The organism is Pseudomonas sp. P5_A12, assembly GCF_056400685.1.
The window spans coordinates 1-17,580 of record NZ_JBFUKU010000127.1 but is presented as its reverse complement, the minus strand read 5'-3'; the positions used below and the strand labels follow the sequence as shown (position 1 = coordinate 17,580).

Genomic DNA, 17,580 nt, shown 5'->3' with positions numbered 1-17,580 from the left:
GGGTTTCGCTCCCTGATCGTATTCAGGCTGAAATGATCGTTAAAGAAGCCGTCGAGAATCGCAATTTCAAGAAAGTGGCCATCCTTGCAGATTCTACGAACTACGGCCAACTTGGTCGAGCCGACTTGGAAACAGTGCTCAAGGAAAAAGGCATCGAGCCTGTAGCAGTAGAAAAATTTAACATCAAGGACGTCGATATGACGCCGCAATTACTGCGTTCACGCATGCGCGGCGCAGAGGCGATATTGACCTACGGGATCGGGCCTGAACTCGCGCAAATTGCGAATGGCATGGCCAAACTCGGTTGGAAGGTTCCAATGATCGGCAGTTGGACATTGTCGATGCCTAACTTTTCTGAAAACGCAGGAGCCAATGCTGAAGGTGTGAGGATGCCACAGACCTTCATCCTTGATGGCGCTACAGATAAGCGTAAGTCATTCATTGACAACTACCTCAAGACTTACGCGGTCGACCGGATCCCTGGCCCAGTCTGGGCAGCACAAGGATATGACTGTGTCTACATCCTGGCGGCAGCCATTGAACAGGCTGGTTCAACCGATGGCACCAAAATCAAGGAAGCCTTGGAAGACCTGCAAAAGCCGGTCGAGGGGCTAGTGATGACATACGACAAGCCATTCTCCAAAACCGACCACGAAGCGTTCAAGACACCCGCCGTTGCGGTCATCGGTGAGATCAAGAACGGTCGCGTTGTGTACGCCTATGAATCAGATCGGAACAAACCTTAGTTTGCTGAGCTGACAAGTGGGCAGCGGAACTCTCCGCTGCCCCTACATATCGACCCCCGCAGGGGAGGACATATCAATGGACGGGCTACTTTTACAAGTGCTGCTCAGCGGTATCTCTATGGGCATGATCTACGCGGTAATCGCCTTTGGATACCAACTAACGTTTGCAACCTCGACCACATTGAACTTCGGTCAGGGCGAGGCACTTGCACTCGGCGCGCTGGTCGGTCTGACGCTTTATCCGTACGTGGGTTACTGGGCTGCGATACCGCTAGTGATGCTTTTCGGCGCTTTACAAGGCGTGGTCGTCGAACGGATCGCGGTGCGTCCGGCCATGAAAATCAAATCGGAATTCGGCTGGATCATGTCGACGATTGCCTTGGCGATCATCTTCAAGAACGTGGCGGAAAACATCTGGGGAAAGGATGACATGAAGTTTCCTTCTCCTCTTCCCGAGACACCGCTACAGATCGGTAGCGCGTTCGTAATGCCAATGGAGCTCATGGTAGTGGGCGGGGCCATCCTGTTGATGCTTGCCGTCGAGTTCTTCAATCGCCAGACCATTTTCGGTAAAGCGGTTGTTGCGACCAGCTCCGATCGAGACGCGGCTGGCCTGATGGGAATCAACACCGGTTCCGTCATTACGTTCTCCTACGCGCTCTCATCAATGACCGCCGCTTTCGCGGGCATCTTGGTCGCTCCGTTGACTTTGACTGGAGCGAGCATGGGTGTCGCGCTTGGGTTGAAGGCTTTTGCAGTAGCGATCATTGGGGGATTGACGTCCGGCGTCGGCGTCATCGTTGGGGGCATCATTCTTGGGGTAACGGAGACCGCGACAGGCTTCTTCTTGTCGACGGGTTACAAAGACGTCCCAGGTCTGGTGTTGTTGCTCATTGTATTGATGATTAAGCCTGCCGGTATCTTCGGCCGGGCCGCGATCAAGAAGGTGTGAGTATGCGAAACGTCCAACTCATCTTCGGCTGCCTCTTGCTTGTTGTGGCAGCTGCATTACCCCAGGCATTCCAGAATCCTTATTACCTGCACCTTGTTGTAGTTATCGGGATCTACGCAGTGCTTCTCTTTGGCATGGATATTCTGGTCGGATATACGGGAGAGGTATCTCTCGGGCACGCCGGACTGTTTGCCGTAGGCGCGTACACGGCGGGCTTGATTGCGACAAAACTTGGCTTGCCTTTCTATGCGGCAGTGCCTGCGGCTATGGCGGTGACTGCTGTCTTCGGCGGGTTGTTGGCGTTCCCAGCGTTGCGTGTTACCGGGCCGTATCTGGCAATGGTCACACTCGCGTTTTCGACCATCATCATGATCCTCATTAACGAGATGGATTTCCTCACCAATGGCCCTCAGGGCCTGCAGATTCAAAAGCCAGTGTTTTTTGACCACCGGCTCACTTCTGAGGAGTTCTACTACGTTGTTCTCATAGCAGTAGCCTTATCGTTTATCGCTGTGACTCGAATCTTGCGCTCACCATTAGGGCGAGCGTTCGAGGCACTCAGAGGCAGTCCGGTTGCTGCCGACTGCATGGGCGTCAACGTGTATGAGCCATCCTGGGCGCGTCCGTCGTGGTGCTGCTTCCTAACTGGCTTTCCGATCTTGCGTTATTCCATGCGTTGGTTGTGGGGCTGGTGGTAATCGTTGCGCTGGCAGTGGGAGCAGGGCTTGTACGAAAACGGTTTACACCTCGTCAAGTCGCGCTGCCTTGTTTGGCGCTCGCGGGTTTCGTGGTGTTTGCCTTTAACATCACTGACATCACTGAACAACGGCTGACAATCTTCGGACTGATGATGCTCGCCGTGATCTATTACCTACCAAATGGCGTCATGGGCTTTCTGAAAGCACCTTTTGTGAAACGCAAGGCAGATCAATCCGCTGCGACGAACCTGTCCAAACCCCGAGCTGTCGCATTGTGGGAGGCAGATAAATCTGCGCAGTCAATCAGTCAACCTCTGTTCATGGCCAAAGACATCGTCATGCAATTTGGCGGTTTGAAGGCACTCAACAAGGTGACCTTGTCAATTAGCGGTGGCAGCATTCATGGCCTGATTGGCCCCAACGGCTCTGGGAAGAGCACGATGATGAACGTCATCACCGGCATTTACGTGCCCATCGCAGGTGAGGCGGTTTTCGACGGTCATTCCATCGTTGGGCAGTCACCCTCGAAGATCGCTTTGGGCGGCATCGCACGTACGTTTCAGAACGTGCAGTTGTTCGGCGAGATGAGCGTGCTCGAAAACGTGTTGGTGGCGTTCAACCATACATTCCATCGAGGATTGCCGGCCATTCTGTTGAACCTCCCGGGCTATCGCGCGGAACAACAGGTCGCGAAGGATAAGGCACTCAATATTCTTGACTTCATGGGGCTCAAATCCCTGCGTGATGAAGAGGCGCGTAACCTGCCTTACGGCAAACAAAGACTTCTTGAGATTGGCCGTGCCCTCGCACTCAAGCCAAGAATGCTTCTGCTCGATGAACCCGCTGCAGGTTTGACTGCGCCTGATATTGCGGAGCTCGTACAGATCATCAAGAAAATTCGGGATCACGGCGTCACCGTCGTGCTGATCGAACACCATATGGACATGGTCATGAGCATTYGTGACACGGTCACCGTGCTCGATTTCGGGCAGAAGATTGCCGAGGGCAAGCCTGCTGTTGTGCAGTCAGATCCCCGGGTTATTGAAGCCTATTTGGGTGGTTCGGCAGTTGAGCCGGAGCAGGAGCAATCCCCCGAGCCAGGTGTACCTCATGTTCTTATTCAAAAGGGAGCCTGACCATGCTTACGGTAAAAAACTTGCACGCGGGTTATGGGAAAGTCCAGGTTCTGCATGGCATCAGTCTTGAAGTACCGAAAGGTCAAGTTGTTAGCCTGATTGGCAGTAACGGCGCCGGTAAAACGACGACCATGCGCGCCCTATCAGGAATGATCTGTCCTCAGGAGGGCTCGATCATGCTTGGGGACAAAGATATCGCGGGGCTCCCTTCACACAAGATAGCCAGATGCGGACTGGCGCACTCGCCGGAAGGGCGCCGTGTTTTCCCAACCTTGTCAGTCATCGACAACATCACGTTGGGTGCCTTCCCGCGATTTATCCGAAGCCGACCGAGGGGCGATATCAATCAGGATCTGGAACGTGCTCTCGAGCTGTTCCCGCGACTTCAGGAACGCAGGAATCAGTTGGCGGGCACATTGTCCGGCGGAGAACAGCAGATGCTCGCCATGGCTCGCGCAGTGATGCTAGCGCCTGAAGTCATTCTTCTCGATGAACCGTCCATGGGTTTGGCGCCCATCCTGGTGGACGAGGTGTTTCGTATCATTGAGCGACTGAAGGCAACGGGAGTAACGATGCTGTTGGTCGAGCAATTTGCCGCCGCAGCCCTCGAAGTAAGCGACTACGCCTACGTTCTTGAGAACGGCCGAATCTCCGTGCATGGCCTTGCTAGCAAATTGCGTAGCGATCCTGCCGTAAGGGCTGCCTATCTGGGTTCATCCCACTAATTTCATAACAAAAAAGAGGTACTGGTATGCAGCGCAAAGGGTTTATCTACGCAGAGCTGGAAATAACCGATCAGGAGTACTTTTATAACGAGTACATGACAAGGGTCGGCCCCGTTCTGGAAAAGTGGGGTGCGACGTTTGCGGTAGCGGGGGGCGAACCTCAGGTGCTTGAGGGCGATCGTAGCGTGGAAAGAGTCGTACTGGTCGAGTTCGACAGTCCCGAAAAGGCCAGCGAGTTCTATCACTCGCAAGATTATCAGGATGTGATTGGCTATCGGACACGATCAGCTAAAAGTCATCTCTATTTGCTTGAAGGTACAGCGCAGTAAGCGCGAGGTGCCTGTCCTATGTATGGATAGACAGGCACCCACAGTCCCTCCAACCGTAATTATAATTCTGGTGATAACAGACTGTATCCAGATAGCGTCTTTCTCCACGTCTCCTTGAAGACTATCTTGAGCCGATAGATTYGTCAGGGCTGAAAGGTTGAGGTGAAGAACGATGGCAAAGGCATCAGACGTAGTTGTGCAATGTTTGGAAAACGAAGGTGTGGAATACATTTTCGGTATTCCTGGTGAGGAGAACCTCGACCTCCTGGAATCATTGAGAAAGTCGGACATCAAGCTGGTATTGACCCGTCACGAACAGTCGGCCGGTTTCATGGCTGCTACGTACGGGCGTCTAACGGGCAAGACGGGTGTGAGCCTGTCGACGCTGGGCCCTGGAGCGACCAACTTGGTGACCGCCGGCGCTTACGCGTATCTGGGCGGGATGCCGATGCTCATGATCACCGGCCAGAAGCCAATCAAGAAATCCAAGCAGGGCCGATTCCAAATTCTGGACGTGGTCGGCATGATGCAACCAGTCACGAAATACACCCATCAGTTAGCGTCGGCTGACAATATTCCTTCCCGTGTACGTGAGGCCTTCCGATTGGCGGAGGAGGAGAAGCCAGGTGCAGTCCATCTTGAACTGCCTGAGGACATTGCAGATGAACAGACCGAGAGTACTCCGCTGCCTCCAAGCTTGAGCCGCCGTCCTCTGGCCGAGCACAAATCGATCTGCGCGGCCGTAGAAAAGCTTTGCAATGCACGCAGTCCGATTCTGGTCATCGGAGCGGGCGCAAACCGCAAGATGACGGCCAAAGTTCTCAAGCAACTGATCGACAAGACAGGTATCCCTTTTGTAACAACGCAGATGGGCAAGGGAGTCGTCGATGAGCGCCATCCACGATTCTTGGGCAACGCGGCATTGTCTGCCGGCGACTTTGTGCATCGGGCCGTTGAGGCGGCTGACCTCATCGTCAATGTCGGGCACGACGTCATCGAGAAGCCACCATTTTTTATGGTTCGGGGTGGAACGGAAGTTATCCATGTCAACTTTCGCTCCGCTGAAGTCGATCCTGTCTACTTCCCTCAGATAGAAGTTGTCGGGGACATCGCCAATGCGGTGTGGCAGATAAGTGAAGCGTTGGAGGACACCAGTCATTGGGAGTTCTCACGCCTACTCGAAATCCGTGAAGCCAATGAGGCTCAAATCATCGAGGGTTCGGACGACGCCCGCTTCCCAGTCTACCCGCAGCGCCTGGTGGCAGATGTAAGACGCGCTCTGCCGTCCAACGGAATCGTCGCCCTGGACAACGGCATCTACAAGATATGGTTTGCGCGCAACTACAAAGCCCACATGCCAAATACCGTGCTACTCGACAACGCGCTGGCAACGATGGGCGCGGGGTTACCATCGGCGATGGCGGCTCACCTGGTCTACCCAGATAAACCAGTCGTCGCAGTGTGCGGCGATGGGGGCTTCATGATGAACAGTCAGGAGCTTGAGACCGCGGTACGGCTCAAGATGAACCTGACTGTGATCATCCTTCGCGATGATGGCTACGGGATGATTCGGTGGAAGCAATCGAATATGGGCTTTACTGATTTTGGTCTGAATTATGGCAACCCAGACTTCGTTCAGTATGCCAAGGCGTACGGTGCCCAAGGCCACCGTGTTGAAAGCGCCGAAAGTTTCCTACCCTTGCTGAAAGAGTGCATCGGTACGCCCGGCGTTCACGTGATCGATTGCCCAGTCGATTACTCGGAGAACGACGCCATMCTCAACCACGACCTCAAAAAGCGCGCCGCATTGGTCTGATATCACGACATCGAAACCCAGCGCCGGGCATATGCCCGGCGTCTGCCGTCGCATCTCACTGGAGTCCGATATGCAACTCAAAGACACAAGCCTGTTTCGCCAGCAAGCCTACATTGACGGGTGCTAGGGCGACGCTGACAGCGGTCAGATCATCAGCGTAAACAATCCAGCTACCAATGAGATTATTGGCAGCGTGCCCAAGATGGGCAAGGCTGAGAAGGAACACATCGAAGACGCGCTGAGCAAGGGAGCCACAGTCATCAGTGGCGGCAAGGCCCACGCGTTGGGTGGTACCTTCTTCGAGCCGACCATCCTGACCAACGTGCCCAAGGATGCGCTGGTGTCCAAAGACGAAACCTTCGGCCCCCTAGCGCCGCTCTTTCGCTTCAACGAAGAAGCTGAAGTCATCGTAATGGCCAACGACACCGAGTTCGGGCTGGCTTCCTATTTCTATGCGCGCGATCTCTCTCGAGTGTTCCGGGTGGCCGAGGCCCTGGAGTACGGCATGGTAGGTATCAATACCGGCCTGATCTCTAACGAGGTGGCACCGTTCGGTGGGATGAAGGCATCTGGCCTTGGTCGGGAAGGCTCGAAGTACGGAATTGAGGACTATCTGGAAATTAAGTATTTGTGCCTCAGTATTTGATATCAAAAAAGCCCAGCTAATAGCTGGGCTTTTTATTCAGGCTTCGATTATGGGATGAAGAGTATTGGATACGTTCTTCTTCCTCATCGAAAGACCTGACTTGCGATTGAAAACAGAATCCACGGAGGATTCTACTTAAGAAAAGGTGGGTTTTCGATTGTCGGGTAGGTATTGGTATAGAGGAATTGATGGCGGCGATTTTTGATTCTCCAGCCTTCGGGAGTGCGAACCCATTCGTCATGCCAATAACCGGCGTCGTGCAGATTTGCCTTTCCGTCTTTGGTGATATGGCTGTGCAAATGCAGGGCAACAGACTTTGCGGTATCGCCTGTAATAGTTACAGTGCCGTGGCCTTCAAGATGCTGCCAGGCTTTAAAGGGTACTTCTAGAYCGCCACCTTTGAGACCTGGGCCTCGCATCAGCTCGGCGTACTCCTGAAGGCTCATGACCTTTGGCACACCCAAGTCGGTAACATCGATTTGCGCGTCAGGCGTGAAAAGCTGGCCCCACTGCTCGAGGATGTTTTTGTTCTCCGCACCGGATTGATGACAATCCTGGCCCAATCCATACAGGGCAATTTTGTCCTGGATCTCAACGCGATCGAGCAGATAACGCACATCAGATTCTATAGACATCTCAGTTCCTCATCAGAGTGGAGTGAGCCCCCAAACTACCAGTTTCACGGAGTTGAACAACCGCTGGCGAGATACTAGATTAGTACTGTAATCAAAATAAACTTTTCGGAAGTGGCGCGGTCGGCGCTTGAATAGTTATAGCGTCAAGAAGACAGAGGAAAAGTTAGAAACATCCGCTCATGGGTGATTATTTCCTGAGAAGTTATCATTGCATTGTTACTAGAAGTATTTTCTGCAAATATAACTTTTGTGTTTTAAACATGGGAGTACCTTGGTGCGACCTTTCCATGATCTGGAGGTCTCATTCAAAGCTCAAGCGTCAAACCGGATACATCTTGAAATGATTTTCTAGAAATACTATATTGCACTGCGTCGCCGCTTGTGATCATGCAGTTACTGTTACTGTATTCATTACAGACTATTAATATTTAACCATCTACATAAATATTTATTTAATAAATATGATTCTCCCGAGTTTCAATCCTGCCACACTTAAACATCGGACGAGAATCGTATGATCTGCTTCAAGCATTTGGCTTCCCCCAAAAAAGCCGCTGCCGGCTTATTCGCCTTAGCGCTGTTAGCTGCCAGTGCCGCGATGGCGGCGCCACCACAACCTCAATTAGAACAGAGCCCAGGTTATCATCGTCAGGCGCTGGGTAGCTTCGTCGTTACGGCTGTCTATGACGGGTTTGTTGGGCTGGATCCGAAGTCACTTTCGGGCATGGATCAAGGCAAAATTCGCGATCTCATGGCCAAAGAGTTCCAGGTCAAAAACACCACGCTTCAGGTCTCGGTGAATGCGTTTCTGGTTCATACCGATAAAAACCTCGTGCTGATCGACTCAGGCTCGGCGAACTGCTTCGGCCCAACGATGGGCCGCATGGTCGATAATATCCGAACGGCGGGTTACAACCCTGCAGATGTGGACACCGTATTGTTGACGCACATGCACCCTGACCATGCATGCGGCATCACGCTACCCAACGGCGAAACGGCTTTCCCAAACGCCACCGTCTGGGCGGACAAGGATGATGCGGATTTTTGGCTCAACCCAGAATCTGGCAACAAGCTGCCGCAGGATCAGCGGGACTTCCTGAAAATGGCACAAGATGCAGTGGCGCCATACGCCGCCACAGGGAAATTCAAGACGTTCAACGGGGGCGAAACCCTGGTACCTGGCATTGAGGTGATGCCTACCGCAGGTCACACCCCAGGTCACACTTCGTATCTGGTTACTTCAGGCTCTGACAAGCTAGTAGTGTGGGGCGACATCATCCATTTCCATGCGGTACAGCTGCCGCATCCTGAAGTCACAATCGAGGTTGACGTAGACCCAAAGCAAGCTATCAAGTCACGTGAGAAGATCCTGTCTCAAGCGGCCGCCAATGGCTGGCTGATTGGCGCTGCCCATCTGCCTTTCCCAGGTATCGGACACGTGAGCAAGGAAAACCAAGGGTATTCCTGGACACCTGTCGAATACGCGCCTCTTCCAGGGCGAGTGAAGTAACCTCTAGAGTTGGAATCATATTAAGCGCGTGCCCGCGGGTGCGCGCTTTCTGCTGTGTGGAATGATTGCATCCATAGACCTCGAGTGGGGCCACAAAGGATGCGAAGATTGTCCACCACATGCAATCTCCCTTGGTGAAGGTTCAATGAATCACACTTCGCAACAGTCCGAGAGCGGTACCGATTTCTGTTGCTAGCGCATCAGCCTTAGCGGTGGGACGAACACCACGACCCTCGCGCAGAAATAGTGGGTCGTCGAACAGACAACGTAGTTTCTTCAGAGAATTACTGACCGCCGGCTGGCTAACACCGAGTCGTTTAGCTGCTACGGATACACTGAGGCTCTCATGGATGATGAAGAGAACCAGTAGTAGGTTTAGATCTATCTGCGTCAGCCGTTTACAATCATCATTCATAGGCCGTCGAGACTCCGAGGCCAAAAGTGTTAAAGCCCATCCGTTGTACCGTGCCGCTGTTAAGTATGGGCATCAGCTCGTCAAAGGGAGACCCTCCATTTCCGTCAGATTGACCTGTGGTCGACCAGTGACAATGGATTACCCATTCGTCCTGTCCTCCCGGATAACCATTAAGAAAATACCGCGTACTTGGATGCGCTTTTCTGAGCTTCTCAATGGTTATCGTCAGAGCTTCGCTCAATGCATTGGAGAGCCCAGGCATTGCTTGGATGTGTATGGCAGTGATTGCTTCGTAATGCATGAAAGACCTCAAATTCATTCGCCTGAACTCCAGGCGGCGGATTCGGACAGCCCTCAACGGGCTTGCGTAATCGAACCCTGCCGCCTGGCGGCTAATCAGGACTTGCCCGATCCGTTGGAAGTCCCGGCGTAGTCCCATCCCCCTCCAAGAGCGCGGATGAGGTTGACCGTGGAAATCGCTCGAGCGCCTGAGAGCTTCACGCCTGACAGTTGGGTCTGCAGCAGCGTGCGCTCCGAGTCGATGACCTCAAAATAAGTCACAGCTCCGTCGTTGTACTGATCGCGGGAGAGCTCAGCCGCGCGCCCAGACGCCGTGACAGCCTCATTTTGTGTCTGGGTCTGTTGCTCAATGATCCGCAAGTCGGCCAGGTGGTCTTCTACCTCGCCAAAGGCAACCAGCACCTGTTGCCGGTACTTGGCGTTGTCCTCCTCGAACTGTGCGCGAGCGTTTGCCAGATTGCCGGCTCTTCTGCCACCGTCAAATATGGGTATCGACAACGCGGTACCTGTGAGAGGCCCCAGAAGGAATGTCCGGGTTGACCACTGGAACAGGTTGCTGAGCGATGCAGACTCAAATCCGGCAGATCCCGTCAGGGACAGTGAAGGGAAGTAAGCGGCCTTGGCGACCCCAACCCTGGCATTCGCAGCTGCCATCTGACGTTCCGCAGCAGCTATGTCCGGCCTGCGCTCCAACAGAGACGAGGGCAGTCCACCAGGTATTCTTACCTGAACGTCGTTAAGCGGCGCTGCCGCCATACTGAATTCAGATGGCCCCTTGCCCAGTAGAACCGCCAGCTTGTGCTCATAGGTCGCTCGATGGCGCTGCACAGTCATTGAATCGGAGTGAGCAATGGCAAGCGCTGATTTCGCGCGCGCGACGTCCAACTCGCCGATGTCACCGTCATCGAATCGGTGCTGCAGCAGGTTAACTTGCTGTTCGCGCAGCGAGACCGTGCTGTCCGTTACAGCTAGTTCAGCATCAAGCTGACGTACCTTGAAGTAGTTCTCGGCGACGTCGGCTTGCACAGCCAGTTGTACCGACCGGAACATGGCTTCGCTCTGCTCGGACTCGGCCCGAGCTGCCTTCGCTGTATCAGAAACTCGCCCGAACATATCTGCCTCGTAAGAAGCACCGACCTGCGCTCTCCAATACGTCTGAGCAGGGCCGTTACTCTGATCCGAACCAAACTGTGAGGCGTTGGAGTACTGCTGGCGGGTGGGGCCGAAACCGCCATCAACCGATGGGAGGAATGCAGCTTCGGCGGTCTGCTGCATAGCTCGCGACTCCTTCAATCTCGCTGCCGCGGCAGCAAGATTCTGGTTAGCGCTGAGGGCTGTTTGTTCGTAACCATCCAGTACTGGATCGGCGAAGACCTTCCACCATTCCCCCCGTTTAACCTCCTCAGAAGGTACGGCTATCTTCCACTGGCTGGCATTTTCGCCAGAGACTGGTTGACTCGAAATATCCTCCTTGAAAACTGCCGGCGCTGTATGGCTATCGGGCCGGCTATACACCGGGGCCAGCGAGCAACCAGAGAGAAGGGCGGCCATGGCAAGAGCGTGGCCCAAGCGGATGTAGAGTCGCTGGGTGAGGCGATGTTGTGTGTTCATCAGATATTTCCCCCTTGAGCGGAGGCATTGAAACCTTGAATGTGAGGCGCATTGCCGTGTTCGTTGACCAAATGTTCGGTGCCCGACAGCTTGCGCAGCACTACGTAAAAGACTGGGGTCAGCATCAACCCGAACAGCGTTACTCCGAGCATGCCGAATAGCACAGCCACACCCATCGCATGACGCATCTCCGAACCTGGGCCGGTCGAAACAACCAGGGGCACCACACCCATGATGAAAGCGATCGAGGTCATCAGGATCGGGCGCAGGCGCAAGCGACTCGCTTCGATAGCTGCCTCAACAATGTTGCGCCCTTGCATTTCAAGCTCTCTGGCGAACTCCACGATGAGAATCGCGTTCTTCGCAGATAGGCCCACCAGAACCATCAGGCCGATCTGAGTGAAAATGTTGTTGTCGCCTTTCGTCAGCCACACCCCAAACAGCGCCGACATGATGCTCATCGGAACGATCAGGATTACTGCCAGTGGCAGCGTGAGACTTTCATACAGCGCAGCAAGCACCAGGAACACGAGGAGCACACTGATCGGGAAGATCCACAGCGCAGAGTTGCCGGCCAGAATTTGCTGATAGGTCAGATCCGTCCACTCGTAGGTAATGCCTTTGGGCAGCACTTCGGCAGCGATGCGCTCAGCAGCATCCTGAGCCTGGTTCTGGCTATAACCTTCAGCTGGGCCGCTGGTGATATCTGCAGCGGTGTAGCCGTTGTAGCGAACCAGCATTTCAGGGCCATAGGTCTGGCTGATTTTGACCAGCGCGGACAGCGGCACCATTTCACCCTGGGCGTTACGGGTCTTCAGCAGGCCAATGTCAGCCGCAGTCGAGCGGAACGGCGCATCGGCCTGCACTCGAACCTGATAGACACGACCAAACTTGTTGAAGTCGTTGACGTAGAGCGAGCCCAGGTAGACTTGCATCGTGTTGAACACGTCGGTCACCGAGACACCAAGTTGCTTGGCTTTCACGCGGTCGAGTTCCACATTCACTTGTGGTACGTTGATCTCGTAACTGGTGAAGGTGGGGCCAAGCTCTGGGGTTTGCGCGGCGCGCTTGATGAATGCGTCAGTGGCAGCTTTCAGCGCCTCGTAACCGAGATTGCCGCGGTCTTCCAGTTGCAGCTTGAACCCGCCTAACGTGCCCAAACCGAGGACTGGAGGAGGGGAGAAAACACCTGTAACAGCGCCTTTGATTCCGGCGTATTTTTTGTTGAGAGCAGCAGCGATTGCAGGCGCCGTGGACTCGGGTGCGTCACGATCCTCGAAGTCCTTGAGGTTGATGAACGTTACGCTTGCGCTCGAAGATTTATCGAACCCATTGATTGAAAGACCCGCCACCTCGACGTCCTTGTTGACGCCAGCTTGCTTCATCGAGATGTCTGCCATCTGACGAACCACTTCTTCAGAGCGATCCAGTGACGCGCCGTTCGGCAATTGGGAAAATGCGATCAGGTAGCCCTTATCCTGCGCTGGAACGAAGCCGCCCGGCACCACCTTACCGATAAGCACCGTAGCGCCCAGAAGCACCACGTAGACTCCCAGCATCACCGCTTTTCGGTTGAGCACCCGGGTGATGCCATGACCATAGCCCTCTGAGCCACGAAGGAAGGTTCGGTTGAAAACTCGGAAGAAGCCGCCCATGACGCGGTCGATTTGGCGAGTCAGCCAGTCTTTGGGCTCATCATGGCCCTTGAGCAACAGGGCAGACAGAGTGGGTGACAGTGTCAGCGAGTTGAACGCAGAGATGACCGTTGAGATAGCAATGGTCATCGCGAACTGCTTATAGAACTGCCCTGTGAGGCCGGTCATGAAAGCTAGGGGGACAAACACGGCAACCAACGTCAACGCGATGGCGATGATCGGCCCTGTCACTTCACTCATCGCTTCGTTGGTGGCGTCCTTGGGAGACAGGCCGTTTGCGATGTTGCGCTCCACGTTTTCCACCACCACGATCGCGTCGTCGACCACGATCCCGATGGCTAACACCAATCCAAAAAGCGACAGCGCGTTGATCGTGAACCCGAACGCCAATAGCAGTGAGAAAGTACCGACGATAGAGACGGGAACGGCCAACAGGGGAATCAGCGATGCCCGCCAATTCTGAAGGAATAGCACCACTACGATCACAACCAAGAAGATCGCTTCAAACAGCGTATGCACCACAGAATGGATACTGGCCCGAACGTACTTCGTTGGGTCGTACGCGGTATGGTATTCGAGCCCGTCCGGGAAATTAGGGGCCATATCCGCCATGGCTGCATGCACTGCATCAGCCACCTGCAGCGAATTAGCGCCTGGCAGTTGGTTGACTACTAGATGCACGGCGGTCTTGTTGTTCATGAGCGCGCGGAGCCCATAGTCGGATGCGCCCAGCTCTACCCGTGCCACGTCCTTGAGATAAGTGACGCCGCCATCTGGAGAGGTCTTGAGGACGATGTCGCGGAATTCTTCCTCAGAATTTAGCCTGCCCTTGGCGTTGACGTTTAGCTGCATCGGCACGCCAGGCACCGAGGGTGAAGCACCCACTGAGCCAGCAGCTACCTGAACGTTTTGATCCTTGATCGCGGCGACGACTTCGTTAGCAGTCAGACCACGCTCCGCGACTTTCTGAGGGTCGAGCCAGATGCGCATTGAGTAGTCACCCGTCCCCCACATCGCCACTTCACCCACGCCCTGCAGGCGCTCGAGCTTGGTCTTGATGTTGATCAAGGCGTAGTTGCGCAGGTACGACTTGTCATAGCGCGGGCTGTTGGAAACGAGCTGCACCACGATGGTGGTTGTCGGGGATGCTTTGACGGTAGTAACGCCCAGTCGTTGGACGTCCTCAGGCAGCCGCGGCAGCGCCTGGTTAACCCGGTTCTGTACCAGTTGCTGCGCCTTGTCTGCGTCGGTACCCAACTTGAAGGTCACGACAATGGTCAATTCGCCGTTGCTGTTGGCTTGGGACTGCATGTACAGCATGTCCTCGACGCCGTTGATTTGCTCCTCGATAGGAGAGGCAACGGTTTCGGCAATAACCTTGGGGTTGGCGCCGGGGTACTGAGCACGCACGGTAACCGAAGTCGGGATGACCTCAGGGTACTCGGACACGGGCAGCTTGAGCATTGCGATCGTCCCGGCCAGAAGCAGCAGGACTGACAGCACCCCTGCGAAAATCGGACGATCGATAAAGAATTTGGAGATGTTCATTAAATGACCTTGGGAATACGTTACGAGGCGTTCTGCGATGCGGAGGATGCGCTGGTCATGCTGACGGGCCGAACACTTACGCTGTCTCCTGGGCGCACTCGCTGAAGGCCGTTGACGACAATTCGTTCACCGGCATTGAGGCCCTGGGTGATTTCCCGAAGCCCGTCATGCAGGGCTCCCGGTGTTACCTCTCGGTACTCGACGGAGTTGTTGGCTGTGACTACCAGCACGAATTTCTTCGCCTGATCGGTGCCTACGGCGACGTCATCGACCAACACTGCCGAGTGGGGTGCACTGCTCCCGACTCTGACCCGGGCGTAGAGCCCGGGTACCAGCAAACCGTCAGGGTTGTCTAAGCGAGCCCGAACGCGGATCGTCCCCGACCTGATATCGAGGCGGTTATCGACAGAGTCCACGGTTGCCTTGCGCGAATAGCCGGATTCGTTCGCCAGACCCAATAGAACGCCAACGCCTTCCTGGCTCTTGTGGCCGAGGAATTTGAGGTATGCCTGCTCATCGACATCGAACGCTGCGTAGATAGGAGATACCGAGACAACGGTGGTCAAAGCAGGTGCGCTAGCACCCACGAACACTGTGTTACCAATGGTGATTTCTGCGCGTGAAACGCGGCCAGCGACAGGGGATCTGATGTCGGTGTAAGCAAGATTGATGCGGGCAGTATCAACAGAAGCTTGCGCACCCTTGACGTCTGCGTCGGTTTCCTTCGCTTCGTTCTTCTTCTGGTCAAAGTCACGCTTGGCAATCGCGCCATTGGTGATCAGGCGTTGCGCTCGCTCCCAATCAGAGTCCGCATAGCCTTTGCGGGCTTGCGCTGCGGTCAGCTGGGCTTTTGCCTTACTCAGCGCCGCTTCGAAGGGTTGGGGATCAATAGTGAAGAGCCGATCGCCTTTTTTGACCAAAGCCCCATCTTTGAAATGCACCGCCACGATAGTCCCGGTGACCTGCGATCTGATGTCGACTTTATCCACGGCTTCGAACCGGCCAGAGTAGTCTTGATAATCAGAGACCTGCTGAACGAGCACTGAGGCCACATCAACTTCAGGTGCGATCGGGGCTTCTGCCGCCTGTGCCGAAGCGGCGAATGTCCCGTCAAAATAGTTGAAGGATGCGGCGCCACCGGCGGCCAGGGTGATAGCCAGCGCTAACACAATAGGTTTCTTCTTGAAGCGCATAAGGATTCCCCAATAGTTCCACAGCATCCATATGGGAGATGCTTAGTGGGCGGCGATTCTATTGAGGCGGTTAGTACTGATATACGCTCAGATCCTGATTTCACTATTAATAGTGAGGAAACAATCTGCACCAGACGGTGTGCTGAATGGAGCGTCTCTGAATTGTCTCGAGGTGTATAACTGGATAAATATCTCTACCCACTAAACGCTTAAGCAGTCATAGCCTTGAGTGTTGATGAGCGAAGACAGCCAATCCGCAAACGCTTTGACCTTCGGAGCAAGATGGCGGCGATCAGGATAGATGATCGAGATGGATTTTCGAGGGGACGCGACGTCGGGAAGCAGCTGCACCAAGGCCCCGGAATCTATGTATGGCTGCATGGCTGGCCTCAAGCCGTGCATGATGCCGAACCCCGCCAGGCCACAAGATACGAAGGCTTCGGTGTCATTGACCATGATGGCGCTGCGCATTCTCAGACTTTGAATCTTGCCATCAATTTCGAATTGCCATTCCATCAATTTGCGATTCGAACCAGAGAAATAGTTGACCGCTTTGTGGTCAGCTAACTCCTCAATATTCTGGGGGCTTCCATTTTGTTCGAGATATTGCGGAGTCGCACAGGTGATCATCGGCACAGCGCCGATTCTCCGAGCAATCAGGGTAGAGTCCGGTAATTCACCCAGCCTGACCACGCAATCAATCCCTTCAGCGACGATGTCGACTGCCTGATCGCTAATACCAATGATTAGTTCGATGCCGGGATATAGCTTATTGAACTCAGGTAGCGCCGGAATGATCAGGAACTTCGCCAAGGTGATCGGCAGATCTATTCTAAGCTTCCCGTCGATTGACTTATCGTCGCCCGAGAAAAAAGCCAATGTGTCAGACACTTCGTCGAGAATGCTCTTGCACCGCCGGTAAAACTCCTCACCCTCTGGGGTGACGCCTACCTTGCGAGTCGTACGATGCAAAATGCGTGTGCCGAGCTGGCGCTCAAGATTTTGGATAGCCTTGGTGATGCAGGGCTTATGGATGCCAAGCGCTTCGGCGGCACGGGTGAAACTGCTATCGTCCACGACCTGAACGAATATTCGCATGCTCTCGATGACGTCCATATTGCCCCTCAGAAGGCAGTCTAACTCGCAGTGGTATCGACGACTTTGACCCTTCGAAAACTAGGAGCGGTCGATACAGGGATGAAGAGACAGTGTTTTCGCTGCCGGTTCTGCGGAGTGACTTTAGAGGCCTTGATTAGGCGCATCAATAGCTGTTTCTATACGAGTTTGTTATCGGATTTGAAACAGTCACACGCGCTTTACGCTGGAGGTTCCGTTGAATCCAGTTCTGCGAAAGGGGTCACCATCGAGCGTTGGCTGTCATCGTTCGTGGCTAGTTGTGCCCGCTCAATCGTGAGGGAAAACGCCTGCTCAGACGCTTAACATCAAGCATCGAACGCTTGGTCGGCGAAGATCGCTATGAGCCAATCCATAAATGCGCGCACCTTGGGTGAACGATATTTACGGTCAGTGAGAAGAAGCGAGACAGGCTTGGGGATAGTTTTAAGGTCGGGCAAAATCTCGACAAGTTCGCCCGACTCGATGTGCGGTTGGAGCGAGGGACGCAAGCCCTGCAGGATGCCAAGTCCGGCCAGACCACAGCACAGG

The 17,580-nt window shown here is 54.4% G+C and carries 16 protein-coding genes and 1 pseudogene; 9 read left to right on the top strand and 8 right to left on the bottom strand.

All coding sequences use genetic code 11. The features are described from left to right. The 8 genes and pseudogenes from AC1DSG_RS17595 to AC1DSG_RS17560 form a co-directional block, all read left to right on the top strand. Window positions 1-746, top strand: a 746-nt coding sequence (locus AC1DSG_RS17595; protein ID WP_477792022.1) for an ABC transporter substrate-binding protein, incomplete at its 5' end; no start/stop codon positions are given. 76 nt (window positions 747-822) lie between these two features. Beyond that, window positions 823-1,698 (top strand): branched-chain amino acid ABC transporter permease, encoded by an 876-nt coding sequence (locus AC1DSG_RS17590; protein ID WP_477792021.1) that lies wholly within the window; start codon window positions 823-825, stop codon window positions 1,696-1,698. Between the two features lie 2 nt (window positions 1,699-1,700). Continuing rightward, window positions 1,701-2,396, top strand: a complete 696-nt coding sequence (locus AC1DSG_RS17585) for a branched-chain amino acid ABC transporter permease (RefSeq protein WP_477792020.1) — start codon at window positions 1,701-1,703, stop codon at window positions 2,394-2,396. Next, complete coding sequence (locus AC1DSG_RS17580; RefSeq protein ID WP_477792019.1) at window positions 2,327-3,532, top strand: ABC transporter ATP-binding protein; 1,206 nt, start codon at window positions 2,327-2,329, stop codon at window positions 3,530-3,532. Before AC1DSG_RS17585 ends, AC1DSG_RS17580 begins: the two co-directional genes overlap by 70 nt. Before the next feature lie 2 nt (window positions 3,533-3,534). Then, complete coding sequence (locus AC1DSG_RS17575) at window positions 3,535-4,257, top strand: ABC transporter ATP-binding protein (protein WP_477792018.1); 723 nt, start codon at window positions 3,535-3,537, stop codon at window positions 4,255-4,257. A gap of 26 nt (window positions 4,258-4,283) precedes the next feature. Beyond that, window positions 4,284-4,586 (top strand): DUF1330 domain-containing protein, encoded by a 303-nt coding sequence (locus AC1DSG_RS17570; RefSeq protein WP_477792017.1) that lies wholly within the window; start codon window positions 4,284-4,286, stop codon window positions 4,584-4,586. 172 nt (window positions 4,587-4,758) lie between these two features. Further along, entirely contained in the window at window positions 4,759-6,402 is a 1,644-nt protein-coding gene (locus AC1DSG_RS17565) for an acetolactate synthase large subunit (RefSeq protein ID WP_477792016.1), read from the top strand. Window positions 6,403-6,619: 217 nt separating this feature from the next. Continuing rightward, a pseudogene (locus AC1DSG_RS17560) lies at window positions 6,620-7,048 on the top strand (aldehyde dehydrogenase family protein); the annotation flags it as partial. Window positions 7,049-7,179: 131 nt separating this feature from the next. Here the strand turns inward: AC1DSG_RS17560 and AC1DSG_RS17555 are convergent. Further along, a complete protein-coding gene (locus tag AC1DSG_RS17555; RefSeq protein ID WP_477792015.1) occupies window positions 7,180-7,683 on the bottom strand; it encodes a nuclear transport factor 2 family protein in 504 nt (167 codons plus the stop codon). Window positions 7,684-8,197: 514 nt separating this feature from the next. On the opposite strand from AC1DSG_RS17555, the gene AC1DSG_RS17550 reads away from it, so the two are divergent. Then, a complete protein-coding gene (locus AC1DSG_RS17550; RefSeq protein ID WP_477792014.1) occupies window positions 8,198-9,193 on the top strand; it encodes an MBL fold metallo-hydrolase in 996 nt (331 codons plus the stop codon). A gap of 142 nt (window positions 9,194-9,335) precedes the next feature. On the opposite strand, the gene AC1DSG_RS17545 is transcribed toward AC1DSG_RS17550, so the two are convergent. From AC1DSG_RS17545 to AC1DSG_RS17515, 7 genes are all read right to left on the bottom strand, one after another. After that, complete coding sequence (locus AC1DSG_RS17545; RefSeq protein WP_477792013.1) at window positions 9,336-9,608, bottom strand: LysR family transcriptional regulator; 273 nt, start codon at window positions 9,606-9,608, stop codon at window positions 9,336-9,338. Next, the gene (locus tag AC1DSG_RS17540; RefSeq protein ID WP_477792012.1) at window positions 9,601-9,909 is read right to left on the bottom strand and encodes a hypothetical protein; all 309 of its coding nucleotides are present in this window, start codon (window positions 9,907-9,909) and stop codon (window positions 9,601-9,603) included. The genes AC1DSG_RS17545 and AC1DSG_RS17540 overlap by 8 nt, the downstream gene beginning before the upstream one ends. A gap of 95 nt (window positions 9,910-10,004) precedes the next feature. Further along, complete coding sequence (locus AC1DSG_RS17535) at window positions 10,005-11,519, bottom strand: efflux transporter outer membrane subunit (RefSeq protein ID WP_477792011.1); 1,515 nt, start codon at window positions 11,517-11,519, stop codon at window positions 10,005-10,007. Next, entirely contained in the window at window positions 11,519-14,722 is a 3,204-nt protein-coding gene (locus AC1DSG_RS17530; protein WP_477792010.1) for an efflux RND transporter permease subunit, read from the bottom strand. Before AC1DSG_RS17530 ends, AC1DSG_RS17535 begins: the two co-directional genes overlap by 1 nt. A 20-nt stretch (window positions 14,723-14,742) precedes the next feature. After that, window positions 14,743-15,915, bottom strand: coding sequence for an efflux RND transporter periplasmic adaptor subunit (locus AC1DSG_RS17525; RefSeq protein WP_477792009.1), 1,173 nt, complete (start codon window positions 15,913-15,915; stop codon window positions 14,743-14,745). Between the two features lie 201 nt (window positions 15,916-16,116). Beyond that, window positions 16,117-17,031 (bottom strand): LysR family transcriptional regulator, encoded by a 915-nt coding sequence (locus tag AC1DSG_RS17520; protein ID WP_477792008.1) that lies wholly within the window; start codon window positions 17,029-17,031, stop codon window positions 16,117-16,119. Window positions 17,032-17,357: 326 nt separating this feature from the next. Then, the coding region (locus AC1DSG_RS17515; protein ID WP_477792007.1) for a LysR substrate-binding domain-containing protein at window positions 17,358-17,580 on the bottom strand (223 nt) is incomplete at its 5' end.